At 68.5% G+C, this 19,978-nt stretch carries 21 protein-coding genes; 11 read left to right on the forward strand and 10 right to left on the reverse strand.

Going from position 1 to position 19,978, the window contains the following annotated elements:
- Window positions 1-160 precede the first annotated feature (160 nt).
- The 3 genes from ABD719_RS07770 to ABD719_RS07780 form a co-directional block, all read right to left on the reverse strand.
- On the reverse strand, window positions 161-1,450 hold the full coding sequence (locus ABD719_RS07770) for an adenylosuccinate synthase (RefSeq protein WP_344692789.1): 1,290 nt from the start codon (window positions 1,448-1,450) through the stop codon (window positions 161-163).
- Window positions 1,451-1,596: 146 nt separating this feature from the next.
- The gene (locus tag ABD719_RS07775) at window positions 1,597-2,754 is read right to left on the reverse strand and encodes an ATP phosphoribosyltransferase regulatory subunit (protein ID WP_344692790.1); all 1,158 of its coding nucleotides are present in this window, start codon (window positions 2,752-2,754) and stop codon (window positions 1,597-1,599) included.
- Window positions 2,755-2,989: 235 nt separating this feature from the next.
- Window positions 2,990-4,294 carry a hemolysin family protein gene (locus ABD719_RS07780; RefSeq protein ID WP_344692791.1) on the reverse strand — a complete coding sequence of 435 codons (1,305 nt, stop codon included), beginning with the start codon at window positions 4,292-4,294 and terminating at the stop codon, window positions 2,990-2,992.
- 159 nt (window positions 4,295-4,453) lie between these two features.
- On the opposite strand from ABD719_RS07780, the gene ABD719_RS07785 reads away from it, so the two are divergent.
- Window positions 4,454-5,128, forward strand: coding sequence for a YiaD family glycine zipper/OmpA-like lipoprotein (locus tag ABD719_RS07785; RefSeq protein ID WP_344692792.1), 675 nt, complete (start codon window positions 4,454-4,456; stop codon window positions 5,126-5,128).
- Between the two features lie 43 nt (window positions 5,129-5,171).
- On the opposite strand, the gene ABD719_RS07790 is transcribed toward ABD719_RS07785, so the two are convergent.
- A complete protein-coding gene (locus ABD719_RS07790) occupies window positions 5,172-5,600 on the reverse strand; it encodes a nucleoside deaminase (RefSeq protein WP_344693081.1) in 429 nt (142 codons plus the stop codon).
- A 60-nt stretch (window positions 5,601-5,660) separates the two neighbouring features.
- Window positions 5,661-5,879: a hypothetical protein gene (locus ABD719_RS07795; RefSeq protein WP_192124053.1), complete on the reverse strand. Its 219-nt coding sequence runs from the start codon at window positions 5,877-5,879 to the stop codon at window positions 5,661-5,663.
- Between the two features lie 152 nt (window positions 5,880-6,031).
- Between ABD719_RS07795 and rpmB the strand changes: the two genes are divergently transcribed.
- The gene (gene rpmB, locus ABD719_RS07800; protein ID WP_192124348.1) at window positions 6,032-6,331 is read left to right on the forward strand and encodes a 50S ribosomal protein L28; all 300 of its coding nucleotides are present in this window, start codon (window positions 6,032-6,034) and stop codon (window positions 6,329-6,331) included.
- A 65-nt stretch (window positions 6,332-6,396) separates the two neighbouring features.
- On the opposite strand, the gene ABD719_RS07805 is transcribed toward rpmB, so the two are convergent.
- Window positions 6,397-7,380: an esterase-like activity of phytase family protein gene (locus ABD719_RS07805; protein WP_344692793.1), complete on the reverse strand. Its 984-nt coding sequence runs from the start codon at window positions 7,378-7,380 to the stop codon at window positions 6,397-6,399.
- 149 nt (window positions 7,381-7,529) lie between these two features.
- On the opposite strand from ABD719_RS07805, the gene ABD719_RS07810 reads away from it, so the two are divergent.
- Entirely contained in the window at window positions 7,530-7,862 is a 333-nt protein-coding gene (locus ABD719_RS07810) for a glycine zipper 2TM domain-containing protein (RefSeq protein ID WP_344692794.1), read from the forward strand.
- A gap of 228 nt (window positions 7,863-8,090) precedes the next feature.
- Window positions 8,091-8,564 (forward strand): hypothetical protein, encoded by a 474-nt coding sequence (locus ABD719_RS07815; RefSeq protein WP_344692795.1) that lies wholly within the window; start codon window positions 8,091-8,093, stop codon window positions 8,562-8,564.
- A 27-nt stretch (window positions 8,565-8,591) separates the two neighbouring features.
- Here ABD719_RS07815 and phbB read toward each other — a convergent pair whose 3' ends face one another.
- From phbB to ABD719_RS07835, 4 genes are read right to left on the reverse strand one after another with little or no spacing between them, the layout of a single operon-like run.
- The gene (gene phbB, locus ABD719_RS07820; protein WP_192124060.1) at window positions 8,592-9,314 is read right to left on the reverse strand and encodes an acetoacetyl-CoA reductase; all 723 of its coding nucleotides are present in this window, start codon (window positions 9,312-9,314) and stop codon (window positions 8,592-8,594) included.
- A 31-nt stretch (window positions 9,315-9,345) separates the two neighbouring features.
- Window positions 9,346-10,368 carry a ferrochelatase gene (gene hemH, locus ABD719_RS07825; RefSeq protein ID WP_344692796.1) on the reverse strand — a complete coding sequence of 341 codons (1,023 nt, stop codon included), beginning with the start codon at window positions 10,366-10,368 and terminating at the stop codon, window positions 9,346-9,348.
- Window positions 10,365-12,572 (reverse strand): xanthine dehydrogenase family protein molybdopterin-binding subunit, encoded by a 2,208-nt coding sequence (locus ABD719_RS07830; protein ID WP_344692797.1) that lies wholly within the window; start codon window positions 12,570-12,572, stop codon window positions 10,365-10,367. Before ABD719_RS07830 ends, hemH begins: the two co-directional genes overlap by 4 nt.
- Before the next feature lie 32 nt (window positions 12,573-12,604).
- Window positions 12,605-14,308: a class I adenylate-forming enzyme family protein gene (locus tag ABD719_RS07835; RefSeq protein ID WP_344692798.1), complete on the reverse strand. Its 1,704-nt coding sequence runs from the start codon at window positions 14,306-14,308 to the stop codon at window positions 12,605-12,607.
- Window positions 14,309-14,373: 65 nt separating this feature from the next.
- Here ABD719_RS07835 and lgt point away from each other — a divergent pair, with 65 nt between their 5' ends.
- From lgt to ABD719_RS07870, 7 genes are read left to right on the forward strand one after another with little or no spacing between them, the layout of a single operon-like run.
- Window positions 14,374-15,252 carry a prolipoprotein diacylglyceryl transferase gene (gene lgt, locus ABD719_RS07840; RefSeq protein ID WP_344692799.1) on the forward strand — a complete coding sequence of 293 codons (879 nt, stop codon included), beginning with the start codon at window positions 14,374-14,376 and terminating at the stop codon, window positions 15,250-15,252.
- A complete protein-coding gene (locus tag ABD719_RS07845; protein ID WP_425567129.1) occupies window positions 15,153-16,310 on the forward strand; it encodes a class I SAM-dependent methyltransferase in 1,158 nt (385 codons plus the stop codon). Before lgt ends, ABD719_RS07845 begins: the two co-directional genes overlap by 100 nt.
- Window positions 16,307-16,813: a GNAT family N-acetyltransferase gene (locus tag ABD719_RS07850; RefSeq protein ID WP_344692800.1), complete on the forward strand. Its 507-nt coding sequence runs from the start codon at window positions 16,307-16,309 to the stop codon at window positions 16,811-16,813. The genes ABD719_RS07845 and ABD719_RS07850 overlap by 4 nt, the downstream gene beginning before the upstream one ends.
- Window positions 16,810-17,583: a peptidoglycan editing factor PgeF gene (pgeF, locus tag ABD719_RS07855; protein WP_344692801.1), complete on the forward strand. Its 774-nt coding sequence runs from the start codon at window positions 16,810-16,812 to the stop codon at window positions 17,581-17,583. Before ABD719_RS07850 ends, pgeF begins: the two co-directional genes overlap by 4 nt.
- Window positions 17,584-17,608: 25 nt before the next feature.
- Entirely contained in the window at window positions 17,609-18,931 is a 1,323-nt protein-coding gene (locus ABD719_RS07860; RefSeq protein WP_344692802.1) for a cystathionine gamma-synthase family protein, read from the forward strand.
- Window positions 18,931-19,446 (forward strand): phosphoribosyltransferase, encoded by a 516-nt coding sequence (locus ABD719_RS07865; protein WP_344692803.1) that lies wholly within the window; start codon window positions 18,931-18,933, stop codon window positions 19,444-19,446. Before ABD719_RS07860 ends, ABD719_RS07865 begins: the two co-directional genes overlap by 1 nt.
- Window positions 19,443-19,976 carry a hypothetical protein gene (locus tag ABD719_RS07870; protein ID WP_344692804.1) on the forward strand — a complete coding sequence of 178 codons (534 nt, stop codon included), beginning with the start codon at window positions 19,443-19,445 and terminating at the stop codon, window positions 19,974-19,976. The genes ABD719_RS07865 and ABD719_RS07870 overlap by 4 nt, the downstream gene beginning before the upstream one ends.
- Window positions 19,977-19,978: the final 2 nt, after the last annotated feature.

A 19,978-nucleotide genomic window follows, 5' to 3' on the forward strand; every position in this document is an offset into this window, starting at 1 on the left:
TGACCCATCCCGTCATTGCGGGCGTAGCGAAGCAATCCCGGGCGTCGCGCACCGGTCCCGGAATTGTTTTGCTACACTCCGCACGGCGGATGGGTGGGTTTCCCGCCATCGTTCGACGAATATGGCTGTCGCCCCCTCTGCCGCGAGGGGGCGAACAGGATCAGTCCGAAAAGGGATCGCGGACCAGGATCGTGTCGGCGCGTTCCGGGCTGGTCGACACCAGCGCGACGGGGCAGCGGATCAGTTCCTCGATGCGGCGGATGTACTTGATCGCCTGTGCGGGCAAATCTGCCCAACTGCGGGCGCCGGCAGTTGTGCCGTGCCAGCCCTCCATCGTCTCGTACACCGGCTCGACCCCCGCCTGATCGGCGGCGTGGGCGGGGAAGTAATCCAGCGTTTCGCCGCGCAGGCGATAGCCTGTGCAGATCTTCACCTCGTCCATCCCGTCGAGCACATCGATCTTGGTCAGCGCGATACCGGTGATGCCGCCGACCGCCGCCGACTGGCGCACCAGCACCGCATCGAACCAGCCACAGCGACGCTTGCGGCCCGTGACGGTGCCGAATTCATGGCCGCGCACGCCCAGTTGCTCGCCGGTTTCGTCTTCGAGTTCGGTCGGAAACGGGCCGGAGCCGACGCGAGTGGTGTACGCCTTGGCGATGCCGAGCACGAAGCCCACACCCGATGGCCCGAGGCCGGAACCGCCCGCCGCCGCGCCCGCGATGGTGTTCGACGAGGTGACGAAGGGATAGGTGCCGTGATCGACATCGAGCAGCACGCCCTGCGCGCCTTCGAACAGGATGCGCTTGCCGGCGCTGCGCGCCTCGTTCAGGTCGCGCCAGACGGGTTTGGCGAAGGGCAGGACGAAGCCGGCGATCTCGCGCAGTTCGGCCAGCAACCGCTCGCGGTCGATCGGCGGTTCGCCGAAACCGGCGCGCAGCGCATCATGGTGCGCGGTCAACCGGTCGAGTTGCGGCCCCAGATCGTCCAGATGGGCAAGGTCGCACACCCGGATCGCGCGGCGGCCGACCTTGTCCTCGTAAGCCGGGCCGATGCCGCGGCGGGTGGTGCCGATCTTGCCCGCGCCCGACGCATCCTCGCGCAGGCCGTCGAGATCGCGGTGGAAGGGAAGGATCAGCGCACAATTGTCGGCGATGCGCAGCGTATCGGGGGTGGCGTGGACACCCTGTTCGCCGAGCCGCGCGATCTCCGCCTTGAGCGCCCAGGGATCGAGGACCACGCCGTTGCCGATTACCGAGGGGGTGCCGCGCACGATCCCGGAGGGCAGCAGCGACAATTTATAGACCTTGTCGCCCACCACCAGCGTGTGGCCGGCATTGTGCCCGCCCTGGAAGCGCACGACCATGTCGGCACGCTCCGCCAGCCAGTCGACGATCTTGCCCTTGCCCTCGTCGCCCCATTGCGCGCCGATGACCGCTACGTTCGCCATGTACAGGTTTCCCCCTGCCGGGGTCGATCCGTGCGCCCTTCGACAGGACTCGGCACACGAATGGTTCAGAGATGCGAGGGCGCGCCTAAAGCGCCATGCTGCCGGGGTCAACCGCCAAGCGGCAGCACGCCACCATGGCCGGGCGATCAGCCAGAGGCGGTCACCACCTGCGCCTCGCCCGCCACCCAACGATGCGTGCAAAGCTGCGCCTCGGGCGTGTCGCCCGGCTCCAGCGCGGCCACCGTCACCCATCCGTCCGCCCGCATCGCCGCACCGTCCGCCGGCGGGGTGCCATAGGGGAGGAACAGCCGCCGCCGGTCATGCCGAACCCCTGCCCCACCCAGCGCATCGGCATAGAGCGAGAAACCGGTGGCCGGCTCCTCGGTGCCGTCGGGATGGACGATGACATAGGTGCCGCCACGCCCCAGTTCGCGCGCCGCGCCGCCCGCGAACAGCGAAAAGCCCAGCCACGACTGATATTCGAAACCATGCCGTTCGGTCGGGTCCAGCGTCATCGCCACCCGGCCCGCCAGCGACGCGGCGATCGCGGCCAGCCCGTCGAGGCGGGTTGCCAGCACACCGTCACGGTCGAAGGCACGCAGCCGCGTCATCGCGGTGTCGAACGGCCCTGCCGCCTCGACCAGCGGCAGATAGGCAGAGGCGATCGCCGCGACGCCGCCGGCATCCTTGGCATCCAGCCGGTCCCGCAAGGCACCGATCGCGTCGGCGGCGACCGGCAACGGCCCGGCCGCCAGCGTATCGACCAGATCGGGCAGCGTGAAATCGATCGACGCGTCGGTGATCCCGGCCGCCGCCAGCGCATCGACCGCGACGCCCACGACTTCGCGCGCGGCGGCGATCGAATCGAGACCGACCAGTTCCGCGCCCAGCTGCCGCCGTTCGCGCGCGGGCGCGAGTTGCGAGGCACGCAACGTCAGCACCGATCCGGCATAGGACAGCCGCACCGGGCGCGGATGGTGCCCCATACGCGTCGCCGCGATCCGGGCGACCTGCGCGGTAAGATCGGGCCGAATCGCCAGCGTCGCCTGCCCGACCGGGTCGACGAAACGGACCGCGCCGGTCAGCGCGCCGGCGCCTTCGTCCGGCCACCCCTGCCGACCGCTCAAGACAGGTTTGAGCCGGGCCGCCAGTTCGTCGGCAAACTCGGCCAGCGGCGGATCGACACGTTCGTACCCGTGCAGCCGTGCCGCCTCCAGCACCCGTGCCTCGATACCGGCGGCGGCATCGGCGTGGGGCGGCAGGCGATCGTGAAATCCTTCGGGGAGCAGGCCGGGCTTCGTCATCCGCGCGCTGTTAGCGGGTGCAGGCGGGGCCGGCCACCGGCAAATCCGTGGACGACGCGATAGCAAGGGAAACGCGAATGTCCGCGTGCTCGCACACAGGATGCGGGAGGGGTCGCGAACGGTAAAGTCACACTAAGGTCGCATCCTACAGGGGTAGTGTGTGACGTTGGGACGAACATCCTGGCCATGGGCCGATCGATAGCCCGGCGGGGCCATGTAGGACAGCGGCGGGCGATCAGACCGCGCTGACCAGCAGCTTGTCGATCCGGCGGCCGTCGAGGTCGACCACCTCGAACCGCCAGCCCTGTTCGATGAAGCTTTCGCCCTCGGCGGGCAGATGGCGGAACGCGGCGAGGGCGAGGCCGGCGACGGTGGCGTAGTCGCGATCCTCGGGCAGATCGATTCCGATCCGTTCGGCCAGCCCGTCCGCCGGGGCGGTGCCGGCGACCAGCAGCGATCCGTCGTCACGCTCGACGATATCGGGCGCCTCGTCGGGATCGGCATCGGAGAAGAACGCGCCGCCGATCGCGGCGAGCAGGTCGGCGGGGGTCACGATTCCCTCGAAATGACCGTATTCGTCATGGATCAGCGCCATCGGCACTTCGGCCTGCCGCAGTGCGAGCAGCGCATCGGGGGCGTCGATCCGGTCGATCACCACCGGCACCTTGCGCATCAGCGCATTGAGGTCGATCGCTTCGCCGCGCAGCAGGGCGGCGACGATGTCGCGCGCCTGCACCACGCCCGCGACGGTATCGATCGAACCGTCGCCCACCGGCAGACGGGTATGCTGGGTGGTGATGAGCTTTTCACGGATCGTCGCTTCGTCCGCGCGGCAGTCCAGCCAGTCCACCTCGGTCCGCGGCGTCATGATCTCGCGCACCGGCCGGTCGGCGAGGCGGACGACGCCGGAGATGATCGAGCGTTCATGTTCCTCGATCACGCCGGATTTCGATGCCTCGGCGACGATCAGGTGAAGTTCCTCGGCGGTCACCTGCTCCTCGTTGTTGCGGTCGAGCCGCAGCAGGCGGAAGATCAGCGCACTGGTCGAATCGAGCAGCCACACTAGCGGGGCGGTGATCCACGCCAGCCAGCGCATCGGAATCGCGACCAGCGCCGCCACCGTTTCGGGCGCACGCAGCGCGAACTGCTTGGGCACCAGTTCGCCGATGATGAGCGAGGCATAGGTGGTGAGCGTGATGACCAGCACGAAGCCGAGCGTCGCCGCCGTATCCGCCGGCACGCCCAGCGCCTGCAACCGTGCCGCCGTGGGTGTGCCGAGGCTGGCGCCCGAATAGGCACCCGCGAGAATACCGATCAGGGTGATCCCGATCTGCACGCAGGACAGGAACTTGCCGGGGTCCGCGGCCAGCAGCAGCGCGGCACGCGCGCCGGACCGGCCGCTGCGCGCCATCGCCTCCAGCCGCGCCTTGCGCGACGATACGACCGCAAGCTCACTCATCGCGAAGACGCCATTCAACGCGACGAGCGCCAGAATGATGACGACGTCGAGCCAGGGAAAGGGGGGGAGCGGTGGTGCCATCGCCGGTGGGAACGCTCTTCGCCGATAAATGCTCATCGCACAACCGATGATCGTACGAACCCCGGTGTCGAGTCCTGCGTCAGCCGCCGTTCAGTGCGCAACCGGAACAATGGCCGTATCGTCCGGGTTCAACCCGGCATCATCGCAGGGGATGCCATCATGAAGACCAATCCGTTCCTTCTCGCCGGCCTTGCCGCCTCGCTCGCGATCGGCGGTTGCACCACCGACCCCGATACCGGCGAGCGCCGCATCTCGAAGGCCGCGATCGGCGGCATCGGCGGGGCGCTGGGCGGTTATCTGCTCGGCGATCTCGTCGGCGGGCGGCGCGACCGGACCGAAAAGCTGCTGGGCGCAGGAATCGGCGGCCTCGCCGGGGCAGGCATCGGCGTCTACATGGACAAGCAGGAGCGCGAGTTGCGTGCCCGCACCGCCGGCACCGACGTGCAGGTGATCCGCCGTGGTGACGATCTGGTGCTCAACATTCCGTCGGGCATCACCTTCGCCTATGATTCGGCGTCGGTGCAGCCGCAGTTCCAGCGGACGCTGGATCAGGTCGCGCAGACGCTGGCAGAATATAACCAGACCTATATCGACGTGTACGGGCATACCGACGCCACGGGCAGCGACGCCTATAACCAGGGCCTGTCGGAACGCCGCGCGACGGCGGTGGCGGATTATCTGGCGGGTCGCGGCGTGCAGACCGCCCGCATCGGTACCCGCGGCTATGGCAAGACGCAGCCGATCGCCTCCAACGACACCGATGCCGGCCGCGCCGCGAATCGGCGAGTGGAAATCAAGATCGTACCGATCTCGCAGAACGACCTGCGGGGGTAATCGACCCCCGAACGTCCGGCCCCTCCCCGATCAGGAGGGGCCGTCAGCGCCGGGCGGCGAAGAAATCGCGCAACAGCGCCGCCGCCTCACGCTCGCCGATCCCGGCATAGACTTCCGGGCGGTGATGGCAGGTCGGTTGGCCGAACAGGCGGGGGCCGTGATCGACTGCCCCGCCCTTCGCATCGGGCGCGCCGTAATAGAGGCGGGCGACTCGGGCGTGGGCGATCGCCCCGGCGCACATCGCGCACGGCTCCAGCGTGACCCACAGGTCGCAATCTTCCAGTCGTTCGCGACCCAGCAACGCTGCCGCCATCCGGATGGCCAGCATCTCGGCATGGGCAGTGGGATCACGCAGACTGCGCGGGGCATTGCCCGCCGCGGCGATCACGCGGCCGTCATGGACGATTACCGCCCCGACCGGCACTTCCCCCGCTCCTGCCGCCTCGGCGGCGACAGTCAGGGCACGGCGCATGGGTTCGGGCAGGGGAATCACCCTCCTGCCCTGCCTCGCACCCTTGCCGGGGTAAAGGGATCAGTTCGCGCTTTGTGCGTTGGCCGGCCGTTCCACCTCGATCGTCGGCACCGCCACCGTCTTGTTCTCCGTACCGACCGACACGCGCGCGACATCCGCCTCGAACTTGGGCGCCTGGACCATACCAGGACGGGTCTGGTCGATCGACACGATTCCGAAATACATCAATCCGGCCAGCACCAGCACGGCGATGGCAAGCAGGACCAAAAGCGTACGCATCCATCGTCTCCTAACGGTTCGTTGCCGTAACAACGCCGCCCGCGCAGAGGCGTTGCATCGTCGCCGATCCAGCCATGAAGGTTGACGCCCCCGCCATGCTCGGCTACGGCCGCGACCTTTCCGGGAAGCCCCCGAAACCAGGATATTCGATCATGTCGCGCATTTGCGAGCTGACCGGCAAGGGCCGGCAGGTGGGTAACAATGTCTCCCACGCCAACAACAAGACCAAGCGTACCTTTCTGCCGAATCTGCAGAACGTAACGTTGCTGTCCGACTCGCTGGAAACGGGTGTTCGTCTGCGCGTCTCGACGCACGGTCTGCGCTCGGTCGAGCATAACGGCGGCCTCGACAACTGGCTGGTGAAGACCAGCGACGACAAGCTGTCGCTGCGTTGCCGCCGCCTGAAGCGTGACATCGTCAAGAAGCGCGCCGCCGCCACCGTCGCGGCGTAACGACGGACTTTTCCTGACGGGATCAACGGGCGCGCCAGTCACCTCGACCGGCGTGCCCCTTGTCGTCAGTCGATCAGATCGAAGTTCAGCAGCAGCGTGCGCTGCATCGGCAGGCGGTTGTCGTCGGACACCAGCCACAGGGTGATCCCGTTGCCCTGTCGCGTCACGGCCACGCCCTCGATATTGTCGTGGATCACCGGTGCCTCCAGCCGGGCGATCTCGCGACCCTGCACCACGTTTCCGGCCTTGAGGGCGGCATGGTCGATCACGACCAGCCGGTTCGACCAGCGGAACGGCAGGGTGAAGCGGCGTTCCAGCACCAGCAGCCGCCGATCGGGCAGTTCGACCATATCGACCGGCCGAAACCCCGATGTCGGTCGATAGGCGAAACGGAAGGCAGGCGCGGGCGCCGCAACCGGATCGCCGGACCAGACCAGTCCTTCCTGCATCGATTCGCCATAGGGAATCGATTCGCTGATCGCGACGAAGCGGCCATCCGTCAGCCGCGCCATCGCCTCGATCCCGCCATTGCTGCGCCAGCGCGCCATGGCGCCGGGCGCCACACCCGCCTCCGCACGCGCCAGTCCCGGTGCATAGCGCCAGATCTGATTGAATTGTTCGAACCCCACCCAGACGGTCCCGGTCGCAGGATCGATCGCCATCGATTCCGAATCGCGTTCGCGCTTGGTCCAGCCGGTATCCGGCCCGGCGGGTAGCTGACCGAATCGCACGTCGTGGATGGTCCAGTCCTGCGCCATCGTGAAGCGCAGGATATTGGCATCGTCGCTTAGCAGCATGAAACGCCGCCCCCGCACCACCAGCGCCGAATAGCCGCCGAACGCGGGATCGCACCCGATCAGTTCGACACCGCCGCGATAGACCAGCGCTCCCAGATGCCGGCGCGCCGGGTCATGCGGATCGAGTGCCACCGGCCGCACCGTCACCCACGTGTCCTGCCCCAGCAATGCGACGCGGGCTTCCCGCGACCAGCCCGTGCCGAGCAACAGGGGGAACGCGATGACGGCGAGCAGCGAATGGAGACGGGGCATCCTTCTCCTTACGGCCGTGACGCCGCCGGAAAAGGCTGAACGGCCGATAACATCCGTATTCAGGGTTGGCTCAACGCGAATCGACGAAAAGCATCGCCATGGACGACGGACAGACTGTCCCGCCGGACACCAGATACGGGAGAAAGACGATGTTCAGGAACTTCTCGCTTGCCGCCGCCGCCCTCGCGATGGGTGCTTCGACGCTGGTGCCGATCAGCACCGTCGAGGCCCAGCGCGGCTATAACCGCGGCGACCGTTATTCGCAGGGCTATTATCGTGGCCGTGACGATTACCGTGCCCGCCAGCGGTGCAAGGACGGCGGCACCGGCACGATCGTCGGCGCGATCGCCGGTGGCCTGCTCGGCCGGACCGTCGATACCCGTGGCGACCGCACGATGGGCACCTTGCTCGGTGCCGGTGCAGGCGCGCTGGCCGGGCGCGCGATCGATCGGTCCGATCGTCCCAACTATTGCCGACGGTAAGGGCCGCCGGGCCATTCGGCCCGCGCCATCCGTCCATGAGTTCCCTCGCGTAGCGTAACGAGGGCGGGGGGTCGGTGCCGAAAGGTGCCGGCCCCCTTGTTCGTGCGCGACGATCCGCTCGCCCCGATCCGGTTCGATGGCGCCGCATCGACGGCCGGAACGGTTGCATAGGATATCGTTAAGTCTTTCCCGGCTTTTGATTGTCGTGCGAACACAGGTTCCGGGGGGATGGATATGCTGACGCAGCGGCTTTTGGACATATTCGATGGCCATCATCGCCGCGCCACCGCCATCATGACCGCGCAGCGGGCGCTGCTGGTGCCCGGATCGGCGCCTGATCCGGCTGCACAGGCCCGGCATCGTTGGGAATTGCTGCGCGTGCTGGTGGAGTTCCAGATCTTCAAGCACCGCGACATCTTCGACCCCATCATCAAGCAGGGTGATCCGCGGATGGCCCCGCGGGCGCGGGTGCTGAAGGCGGAATGTGCCGAGCTGGGGGCGGAGGTCCGCGCCTTCGTCGCCGGGTGGAGCGACGGCAGTGTCGATCGCGACTGGGACCGGTTCCGGACGGCAACGCTGGCACTGATCGCCAAGGTGGAACGCGGCCTGGCCGGGCAGCGGCAGGCACTGGCGACGATGGTCGCGCCACCGGTGCGATCCCCGGTGGCGAACGGTCCGGTGGCGAACGGCCCGATCCGTTAGGATCGATGCCGTCTGCCACCGAAACGATCAATACATGTGCTGGCCGCCGTTGATGCTGAGCGTCGATCCCGTCACGAAGCCGCCGTCTTCCGAACACAGGAATGCGACGCCGCGCGCAATCTCGTGCGCCTGACCGAGGCGGCCGACCGGAATCTTGGCGACGATCTTTTCCAGCACTTCCGGCGGCACCGCCGCGACCATGTCGGTATCGATATAGCCGGGCGCGATCGCGTTGACGGTCACGCCGGCACGCGCGCCTTCCTGCGCCAGCGCCTTGGTGAAGCCGTGGATGCCAGACTTGGCGGCGGCGTAATTGACCTGACCGTACTGGCCGGCCTGCCCGTTGATCGAGCCGATGTTGACGATCCGACCCCATTTGCGGTCGCGCATCCCCGCAAAGGTCGCTTTCGCCATGTTGAAGCAACCGCCCAGATTGGTGTCGATCACCTCTTTCCATGCCTGATACGACATTTTCAGGATCGTGCCGTCACGCGTGATGCCGGCATTGTTGACGACGATGTCGATCGGCCCCAGTTCTTCGGCCACCTGCGCACATCCCGTCTGGCAGGCATCGTAATCCGACACGTCCCATTTGTACGCCTTGATCCCGGTGCGCTCCGTAAAGGCGGCGGCTCGTTCGTCGTTTCCGGCATAATTCGCAGCGACGGTGAACCCCGCCTCCTTCAAGGCAAGGCTGATCGCCTCGCCGATCCCACGGGTTCCGCCCGTGACGATCGCCACTCGTGCCATGCAACCTCTCCTTTTCCCGGTTTAGTTAACGCTACGGCAGGCGGACCCAGCCTTCAAGTTCGCGCGTCAATATTTGCCGCAGCATCGCGATGCCGCCATCCTCGTCGTTCAGGCAAGGCAGGTAGGCGAAGTCGGTGCCCCCCGCATCGACGAATGATTCGCGGCCCCGGATCGCCAGTTCCTCCAGCGTTTCCAGACAGTCCGCGGAAAAACCGGGGGCAAGGATCGCGACCTTGCGCGTGCCCGCCTTCGCCATCGCCACCAGCGTTTCGTCGGTCGCCGGCCCCAGCCATTTCGCCGGACCGAAGCGCGACTGGAACGCGATCGTCAGCGGCCGGCCCAGCGCCTCCTGCAACAGCCGCGCGGTCTTCTGGCAATGGCAGTGATAAGGGTCGCCCAGTTGCAGCGTCCGCTTCGGCATCCCGTGGAAGCTGGCGATGATCGCCTCGGGCTCGAACGGCAATTGCGCGAGCGAGGTTTCGACCGACTCCTTCAGCGCGCCGATGTAGAGCGGGTCGTCGTGATAGGGCGGCAAGGTGCGGATCGCGGGCTGCCAGCGCATCGTGGCCAGATGCGCGAACGCCTTGTCGTTGGCGGTGGCGGTCGTCGCGGCGCAATATTGCGGATAGAGCGGGGCAAGCAGGATACGCTCGCAGCCGGCATCCTTCATCGCCTGCACCCGGTCGGCAATAGCGGGGCGGCCATAGCGCATCGCCCAGTCGACCAGGACGCCCGGCCCGAACGCATCCTTCAACCGCGCCGCCTGCGCCTTCGTGATCGCGGCGAGGGGGGAACCATCCTCGCGCCAGACCTGACTATAGGCATGGGCGGATTTCTTCGGCCGGGTGTTCAGGATGATGCCGCGCAGGATCGGTTGCCACGCGATCGCGGGCAGTTCGACGACGCGGCGGTCGGACAGGAATTCGCCGAGATAACGTTTCACCGAGCGCGCATCGGGCGCATCGGGGGTGCCGAGGTTCATCAGCAGCACGCCGATTTTCGGCGCGGGAACAGCAGGATGGTCGGCAGGTAGTTTTACGGGGGCAAGCGTCATGGGACCATCCTTAGCGGCAGCGTGCGGATGCGATAGCCCGTCGCGGCACGCACCGCGTTGGCGATCGCGGGCGCGACCGGCGGCACCGCCAGTTCGGCGACCCCACCCGGCGCCTCGTCCGACCGGATCAGTTCGACGGTGATGTCGGGCGTATCCGCCAGCCGCGGCAGCCACAGCGTATCGAACCCGCGCGTCATCGACAGCCCGCGCGCGAAGCCGGTGGCGGCGCCCAGCGCATGGGCCAGGCCGAAGATCAGCCCGCCCTCCACCTGCTGCCGGATGAGATCCGGGTTGACGACGCGGCCGACATCGACCGCCGCGACCAGCCGATCGACGACGATGCGCCCGCTCTCGCCATGCGCCTCCGCCATCACCGCGATATGGCTGCCGCGGAAGCTATGGGCGGCGATCCCCTGCCCACTGCCGGCCACCCCGCCCTCCCAGCCGCCGAGCGAGGCGACGGTGGACAGACAGCGTGCCAGCCGGGGTTCGCCGCCCAGCATCCCGATCCGGAACGACACCGGCTCCGCGCCCGCCGCCAGCGCCAGTTCGTCGAGGAAGGATTCGCCGAAGAAACATGCATAACCATGCGCGCCGCCGCGCAGATGCCCGGTGGGCACGACGATGTCGGCCGGATGGTGGGTGACCGCGAACGCCGGGATGCGATAGGGCGGGGTCAGCCCGAAAGCGGCATAACGGTCGGCCGCGTGGAGGCGCAGCGCCATGGCTGCAGGGGCAGGCAGCAGCCGTCGCGCCAGCGGCACGCCGACCGGCGGCGTCGCCAGCTTCGCCTGCCAGCCCAGGATCGCCCCGCCCGGCCCCAGCCGCGCTGCCAGCCGCGCCAGCGCGGGCGGGCGATAGCGATCATGGCGCAGCGCCTCGCCCCGCGACCAGACGAGACAGACCGGCCGTTTGAGTTCGATCGCGATCACCGCCGCCTGGGCCGCGACGGTCGCATCAAGCGCCGCGCCGAACGAGCCACCGATCTGCATCGGATGGATCGTCACCGCGTCCGCATCGATCCCTGCCGCCGCCGCGATTTCGACGCGGTGGATACCCGGGGCCTCGGTCTGCATCCATACAGTCAGGCGGTCGTCGGTCCAGACGGCGGTCGCGGACGGCGTCTCGATCGCGGCATGGACGGCGGCGGCGGCGCGGTATTCGGCGCGGATCACGCCGGCTCCCGTCACCAGGCCGTCGACGTCGCCTTGCGCGGCGATCGTGTCGCCATCCGTCGCCAGTGCGCTGACCAGCGAGGCCTCGATTGCGGCATCGTCCAGCACCGGTCCCCCGGTGGCGAAACGCGGGCTGAGTGCATCGAGCGCATGCTGCGCCGACCAGCCGGTGGCGGCGGCGGTCGCGACCCAGCCGGGCCGTTCGACGATGCCGACCAGCCCCGGCACCTTCTGCGCCGCCGCCCGATCGATCCGCAGCAAGCGCGAATCACCGGGCGGCCCCTGCCGGATCGCGGCATGGACCATGTCGGGTAGACGGATGTCGCCGGCATGGTCGACCGACCCGTCGACCTTGGCCGGCGCATCGAGGCGCGGCAGCGGCCGACCGATCAACGCCCCCGCCCCCGCCACCCCGACCGGCGGCGGATCGGGCGGTGACAGCGCAGCGGCCGCAGCGGCGAGGTCACCGAAACGGAGGCGACGATTGCCGGTGACGACGAACCCCGCCTCGGTGCGGCACGCCGTCCATGCCACGCCCCAGCGATCGGCGGCGGCCATGCACAGCACCGCGCGGGCGGCGGCGGCGGCGGCACGCACCGGTTCCTCGAACATCCGGATCGTGCTGGACGCGGCGGTCAGCATCGGCGCGGGCCATGCCCCGCCGCCGCTGCGCCAGCGCGGGGGTATCCCCGCCGGCATCCCTTCGAGCAGATCGGCCAGCCCCAGCGGGTTGGCGTAGCGCGGGTTGAGCGGCGCGGGTTCGACCGCCACCGTCTGCCAGTCCGCCCCCAGTTCGTCGGCGGCGATCTGGGCGAGGCCGGTCCAGCTGCCCTGCCCCGATTCGGTCTGCGGCACCGCGACGACGATGCGGCCGTCCTCCGCGATCTTCAGCCACGCGCCGACCGGATGCTCACCCGGCCCCGCCACCAGCGTCGCCGGATAGTCGCGCGGCCACAGCCCCCAGGCGGCGACCAGCCCGATGCCGGCCCCGCCGCCGATCAGCACGCCGCGTCTGGTGATCCCTGCCATGGCGTGCCCTTACCGGCGGCGGCCGGGTAAAGTCACGCGCAGGCGGTCATCGCCGCCGCGCGCACCGCATCGCCATAGGTCGCGCGCAGGCCGACCTTGTCGATCTTCTCGGTCCCCAGCCGGGGCAGCGGTGCAGGCGCGAACCAGATGCGGGCGGGGATTTTGAACGCGGCGATATGCTCGGCAAGGAACAACGCCAGCGCTTCCTCGCCTACGCCCCCGTCGCTGTGGACGACGGCGACCGGCACCTCGCCGAACTTTTCGTCGGCCAGCCCGAACACCGCCGCCTCCAGCACGGCGGGGTGGGCGTAGAGTGCGGCCTCGACCTCCTGACAGCTGATGTTCTCGCCGCCGCGGATGATAATGTCCTTCTTGCGATCGACGATGAACAGGTAATTGTCCTCGTCGAGATAGCCGATATCGCCGGTGCGGAAATAACCGTCGGCGGTGAAGGCGGCGGCGGTGGCGGCCGGGTTGTTCCAGTATTCACGGAAGTTGCAGATCGAGCGGATCGCCACCTCGCCCCGCTCGCCCTGCGGCAGGTGGCGGCCGGCATCGTCGACGATCGCCAGCTGGACCAGCGGCACCGAGGGGCGGCCGGCGGAATCGGGCTTGGCGAGGTAATTGCTGCGCCAGTTGCCGGTGCCGACCGCGTTCGTCTCGGTCAGGCCATAGCCGATCAGGGGAAACGATCCGCCCATCTCCGCCTCGATCCGGCGGACATGCTCGACCGGGCGGGGCGCGCCGCCGGCGGCGAAATCGGTGACGGAGGACAGGTCGTAGCGGTCGCGATCGGGATGGTTGAGAATCTCGAAGCTCATCAGCGGCACGCCGACGAAATAGCTGACCCGTTCCGCCTCGATCAGCCGCATCGCCTCGGCCGCGTCCCATTTGGACATCAGCACGATCCGCCGGCCGAGCGCGAAGCTTTGCAACAATACGGTGATCTCCGCTGTCACGTGGAACAGCGGGATGGTCAGCATCGTCACCGGCTGCCCCTGCGGCGCATTGCCGTCCTGCGTCGCGATGCCGAGCATCATCACCGCCTGCGACAGGAAATTGAGCGTGCCGCCCAGCACCGCGCGATGATCGGACAGCGCGCCCTTCGACTTGCCGGTGGAGCCGGAGGTGAACAGGATCGTCGCCGGATCGTCCGGCCCCAGCGCGGGCAGGTCACGCGCGGCAGCCCCCGCGACCAGCGGGGCGATCGCCTGCGCCAGCGGCAGCGTGTCGTCGATCTCGATCACGGTGGCGGCCAGACCGTCGATCCGGGCGAGCCGGCGGGCCCGGGGACCATCGGCGACGATCAGCGAGCAATCGACATCGGCGATCGCGGCGGCCAGTTCCTCCGGCTGCCACCAGCCGTTCAGCAGCGTCGCGATCCCGCCTGCCATCACGATGCCCATATAGGCGACGACCCATGACGGCGAGTTGCGACCGGCGATCCCGATCCGGTCACCCGGCACCACCCCGCGGGCGAGCAGGGCGTGCGCAACGCGTTCGGCGGCCTCCCACGTCTGCGCGAAGCTGAGCCGCTCGTCACCGGCGACCAGAAAGGTCAGATCGCCATGCTGCGTACAATAATGCTGGAAATACTGCGTGAGCGAAGGCGGCGCGACCGTGATCGTCGGCAGGCTGGCGCCCCATCGCTCGATCGACCCCACCGGTAACAGCCCGCCCGGCGCCGTTACCGCCGCCATCGTCTCGTCCATACGCCGGTCGAGCTCGCTCCGCATTGTTCTCTCCGCTTGGTCTTGTTGTTTGACGCCACTATGGAGGCGGGACTGCCGAGGGGAAAGCCTTGATCTATCTTACTGCGGCCACGGCCGGCCATGTGAATTTCACCGATCTGGGGCTGCACCCGGACGTGTTCTCGATCGGCTTCTTCACGCTGCGCTGGTACAGCCTCGCCTATATCTCGGGCATCCTGATCGGCTGGTGGTACCTGCTGAAGCTGCTGGCACAGCCGGGCGCACCCATGGCGAAGCGGCATGGCGACGATCTCGTCTTCTACGCCACGCTGGGCATCATCCTGGGCGGGCGGATCGGGTACGTCCTGTTCTACGCGCCGGAAATGCTGCTGCATCCGCTGATGATCCTGCGGCTGTGGGATGGTGGTATGTCGTTCCACGGCGGGGTGATCGGCACTTCGCTCGGCATCATCCTGTTCGCGCGCAAGCACGGCCTCCACTGGCTGCGCATCCACGATTATGTCGCGTGCTGCGTGCCGTTCGGGCTGTTCTTCGGCCGGCTCGCCAATTTCGTGAACGGCGAACTCTGGGGCAAGCCCAGCGACGTGCCCTGGGCGATCGTGTTCCCGCGCACCGTCGCCTTTCCGCTGGCCGATCCCGCCCGCCATCCCAGCCAGCTCTACGAGGCGGGGCTGGAGGGACTGTTGCTGTTCGCGATCCTGTGGTTCGCCTTCTGGCGGACCAAGGCCCGCTATTACCCCGGCCGGCTGGTCGGGCTGTTCCTGGTCGGATACGGCCTCGCCCGCTTCACCGTGGAATTCTTCCGTGAACCCGACAGCCAGTTGCGCGCCTTCGCGGAGGCGACCGGGCTGCACATGGGCCAGTGGCTGTGCGTGCCGATGATCGCGGGCGGCGCGTATCTGATCGCTTCGTCTGCCGGCCGCCGCCAGCGGATCGAGTCGATCTCGGGCATGGAGAGTGTCGCCTGACCGAGCATCCCGCCCCCGACCCGGCCGAGCCAGTTCTCGCCGAACGGCTGGCCCGCGCCATCGCGCTGGCGGGGCCGATCCCGGTGTCGCAGTATATGGCGGCCGCCAACGCGCATTATTACGCGACGCGCGATCCACTGGGCGCGGCCGGCGACTTCACCACCGCGCCAGAGATCAGCCAGATGTTCGGCGAACTGGTCGGCCTCGCCTGTGCCGACCTGTGGGACCGTGCCGGGCGACCGGCGGCGCATTGGGTGGAACTGGGGCCGGGGCGCGGCACGCTGGCGGTGGATGCGCTGCGGGCGATGGACAAGGCGGGGTTCGCGCCGCCGGTCCATTTCGTCGAAACCAGTCCGGTACTACGCGCGGCGCAGTCGGCGCGAGTACCGGCTGCGCAATTCCATGATTCAGTCGAGACCCTGCCCGGCGACGCGCCGCTGATCGTCGTCGCGAACGAGTTCTTCGATGCCTTGCCGATCCGCCAGTTGGTGCGCGGCGGCGAGTGGCGGGAACGGCTGATCGCGTGTCAGGACACGCTGTTCCTGCCGATCGCGGGCAAGCCGGTGCCGGACGAGGTGATCCCCGCCCCCTTGCGCGATGCGCCGCCGGGATCGGTGCTGGAGGTGGCGCCCGCGACGGTATCGGTCATCCGGACGCTCGCCGCGCGAATCGCGGCGCAGGGCGGCGCGCTGATCGCGATCGATTACGGTTACGAGGGGCCGGCGACGGGCGATACGTTGCAGGCGGTGAAGGCCCATGCCTATGCCAATCCGTTCGAGGCGCCGGGCGAGCACGACCTGACCGCGCATGTCGACTTCACCACGCTGGCCGCCGCCGCGCAGTCGACGGGGGCGGTGGCATGGGGACCGGTCGAGCAGGGCGAGTGGCTGGCGAAGCTGGGCATCGACGCGCGCGCCGCCGCCCTCGCCCGCGCCACGCCCGACCGGGCCGAGGCGATCGTCGCCGAACGGTCGCGGCTGGTGCGGGAGATGGGGGCGCTGTTCAAGGTGATGGCGGTCACCGCCCCCGGCTGGCCGACGCCGGCGGGGTTCGCATGATCGCGTACCGGATGGCGGGGCCGGACGATGCGGCGTTGCTGGCGGCACTGAGTAGCCGCGCCTTCATCGAGACGTTCGGGCATCTTTACTACGCCGCCGACCTAGCCGCCTTTCTGGTGACGCTAGGCGAGGCGACATGGGCGGCGCAACTGGCCGACCCGACGCTGGCGATCCGCCTTGCCGAGGATGACGGTGCCCCTGCCGGCTTCGCCAAGCTGGGCCCGCCCGCCGCGCCGTTCACGCCGCGCGGCGCATCGGCGGAACTGCGGCAACTCTATGTGCTGGCGCCGTGGCACGGCACCGGCCTTGCCGATACGCTGATGGCATGGACGATCGATGCAGCGCGCGAACGCGGAGCGACCGACCTGTATCTGTCGGTCTTCATCGACAATCCCCGCGCGCGCCGTTTCTACGAACGCCACGGATTCGAGCGGGTCGGCAGCTACACCTTCATGGTCGGCGAACAGGCGGACGAGGACGACGTGATGAGGCTGGTCCTGTGACCGTCGAGGTGATCCGCGCCACCGCGCTGGGCGGGATCCCGCACGGCTTTCTAGGCCGGCGCGGCGGTGTGTCGACGGGCATCCATGCCGGGCTGAACGTCGGGATCGGTTCGGACGACGAGGCGCAGGCAGTGGTGGAAAATCGCCACCGCGCACTTGCGGCCGTGCTGCCCGGCGGTGACCTCGCCACCCTTTACCAGGTTCATTCCGCCACCGTCGTCACGCTGGATGGGGTGCCGGAGGAACGGCCACAGGCGGATGCGCTGGTCACGAACCGCCCCGGCCTCGCGCTCGGTATCCTGACTGCGGACTGCGCGCCGGTGCTGCTGGTCGATGCCGCCGCCGGCGTGATCGGTGCGGCCCATGCCGGTTGGAAGGGCGCGGTGGCGGGCATCGCGGAGGCGACGGTCGCCGCGATGACGGCCATCGGCGCGAGGACCGATCGCATCGCCGCCGCGATCGGTCCGTGCATCGCCCGCGCCAGTTACGAGGTGGATGACGGTTTCCGCGACCGCGTCGCCGCGATCGATCCCGCCAACGAGCGCTTCTTCGCGGACGGGCGGCAGGGCCATCACCGCTTCGATCTGGAAGCCTTCGTCGCCGCCCGGCTCGCCGCCGCCGGGGTCGGCCGGATCGAGGCGCTGGGCCTCGACACCTATGCCGACGAGGACCGCTTCTTCAGCTATCGCCGCTCCATCCACCGCGGCGAGCCGTCCTATGGCCGGCAGATCGCGATCATCGGGCTCCCCAATCCCGCGTCGGTCGTTTAGTCTCCATCGTCAGGAGACAACGATCATGGCCGACAAGACCGAAGCCGACATCACCGGCGTTCCCGCCACCCCTTCGCCCAAGGCGTCGGTGGACCGGATCGGTGGGCGCAAGCTGAAACCCGCGACGATGATGATGGGCCATGGTTTCGACCCCGCTTTGTCCGAGGGATCGCTGAAGCCGCCGATCTTCCTGACCTCCACCTTCGTCTTCCCCAGCGCCGCGGCGGGCAAGCGCCATTTCGAAGGCGTGACCGGCAAACGGCCGGGCGGTAGCGACGGCCTGGTCTATTCCCGCTTCAACGGCCCCAATCAGGAAATTCTGGAAGACCGGCTGGCGGTATGGGAGGAAGCGGAGGATGCGCTCGCCTTTTCCAGCGGCATGTCGGCGATCGCGACCTTGTTCCTGTCGATGGTGAAGCCGGGCGACACGATCGTCCATTCCGGCCCGCTCTATGCCGCGACCGAAACGCTGATCGCGCGCGTGCTGGGCAAGTTCGGCGTGACGTGGCTCGACTTTCCCGCGGGGGCGACCCGGGAGGAGATCGACGCGGTGCTGACCAGGGCCGCCACCGGTCGCGTCGCGCTGATCTATCTGGAAAGCCCCGCCAACCCCACCAACGCGCTGGTCGATATCGAAGCGGTCGCCGCCAGCCGCGACGCGATCTTCGCCGACGCGGACGAAAAGCCGCCGATCGCGATCGACAACACGTTCCTGGGGCCGCTGTGGCACCAGCCATTGCGGCATGGCGCCGATCTGGTCGTCTATTCGCTGACCAAATATGCCGGTGGCCATTCCGATCTGGTTGCCGGTGGTCTGCTGGGGACGAAGGCGCACATCAACGTCATCCGTTCGATGCGCAACACGATCGGCACGATCTGCGATCCGCATACCGCGTGGATGCTGCTCCGCTCGCTGGAGACGCTGGAATTGCGGATGAGCCGGGCGGGCGAGAATGCGGCGAAGGTCTGCGCCTATCTGAAGGATCATCCCAAGGTCGAGCATGTCGGCTACCTCGGCTTTCTGGAAGGCGCGGCGGGCAAGGAACGGCAGGCCGATATCTATCGGCGGCATTGCTCCGGTGCCGGCTCCACCTTCTCGCTCTATCTGAAGGGTGGTGAGGCGGAGGCGTTTGCGTTCCTCGACGGCTTGCGTATCGCCAAGTTGGCGGTTTCGCTGGGCGGCACCGAGACGCTGGCGAGCCACCCGGCCGGGATGACGCACCTGTCGGTCGCCGACGATCGCAAGGCGGCGCTGGGGATCACCGACAATCTGGTCCGCATCTCGATCGGGGTCGAGGACGCCGACGACCTGATCGCCGATTTCACCCAGGCGCTGGACGCGATCTGATGCCGGTCTTCACCGATATCCCGCAGGCCGATTTCGTCGCGGCGATCCGGGCGCTGGCGGCGCAACTGGCCGCCGACGACTGGGCACCGGACTTCATCATCGGTGTCGGGCGCGGCGGGCTGGTGCCGGCGGTGTTCCTCAGCCACGCCAGCGGGCTGCCAATGCTGTCGGTGGATTTTTCCAGCCAGGTCGAGGATTTCTCCGACGAACCGCTGGTCAAGCTGGCGATGCGGACGCGTGGCGGCGAACGGCTGCTGTTCCTCGACGACATCAACGATTCGGGGCGGACGATCGCGCATCTGCGCCGTGCGCTCGCCGCCGCCGGGGCGGTGCCGGGCTCGGTCCGGTTCGCGACGCTGATCGACAATGTCAGTTCGGCGGAGCGGGTGGATTATCGTCACCGCACGATCGACCGTCGCGAGACGAAGGACTGGTTCGTCTTCCCGTGGGAGGCGGTCGCCCCCGCCGCCGCGATCGCCGGCGATGCCGCCGAAGTACCGGAACGGATCGCATGATCCTGCTCGCGCTGGCCGCGTTCACCGCGGCGCCCCATCACCTGACGATCGATCGGCCGCCCGGTGCCACGGTTTCGCGCAGCCTGACGGGACGGTCGCTGATGGCATCGGGCTGGCGGCTGATGTGGGACGGCAAGAACGCCGGGCCGGGTGACGATGTCGTCCGCTTCACGATCCGCACCCGCCCGGCGGACCGGGTCGGCGTGGTCGACGAGATGGTGCAGGTCGGCGTCGGTCGTGCCGGCAGCGCGCGCGATTGCCTGACGCGGGAATTGCGCGGCGGCGGCGGGCGGGCGTTGCCCGACCGGATCATCGGCGGGCGGCGCTGGACGGTGTGGAGCAACAGCGACGCCGGGATGAGCCAGCAGGTGCAGGCGACGGACCTGCGTGCCGTCCATCGTGGTCGCTGCTATGCGGTCGCCCGGATCACCTATGCGGTGAAGGCGATGGCAACGCCGCAAGGCCTGCCGCCGCAAGCCCGCGGCGCGGCGGCGATGGATCGGGCGCTGGCAAGCCTCCGGCTACGCTAAGG

The sequence above is a fragment of the Sphingomonas cynarae genome (assembly GCF_039537815.1).
GTDB classification, from domain to species: domain Bacteria; phylum Pseudomonadota; class Alphaproteobacteria; order Sphingomonadales; family Sphingomonadaceae; genus Sphingomonas; species Sphingomonas cynarae.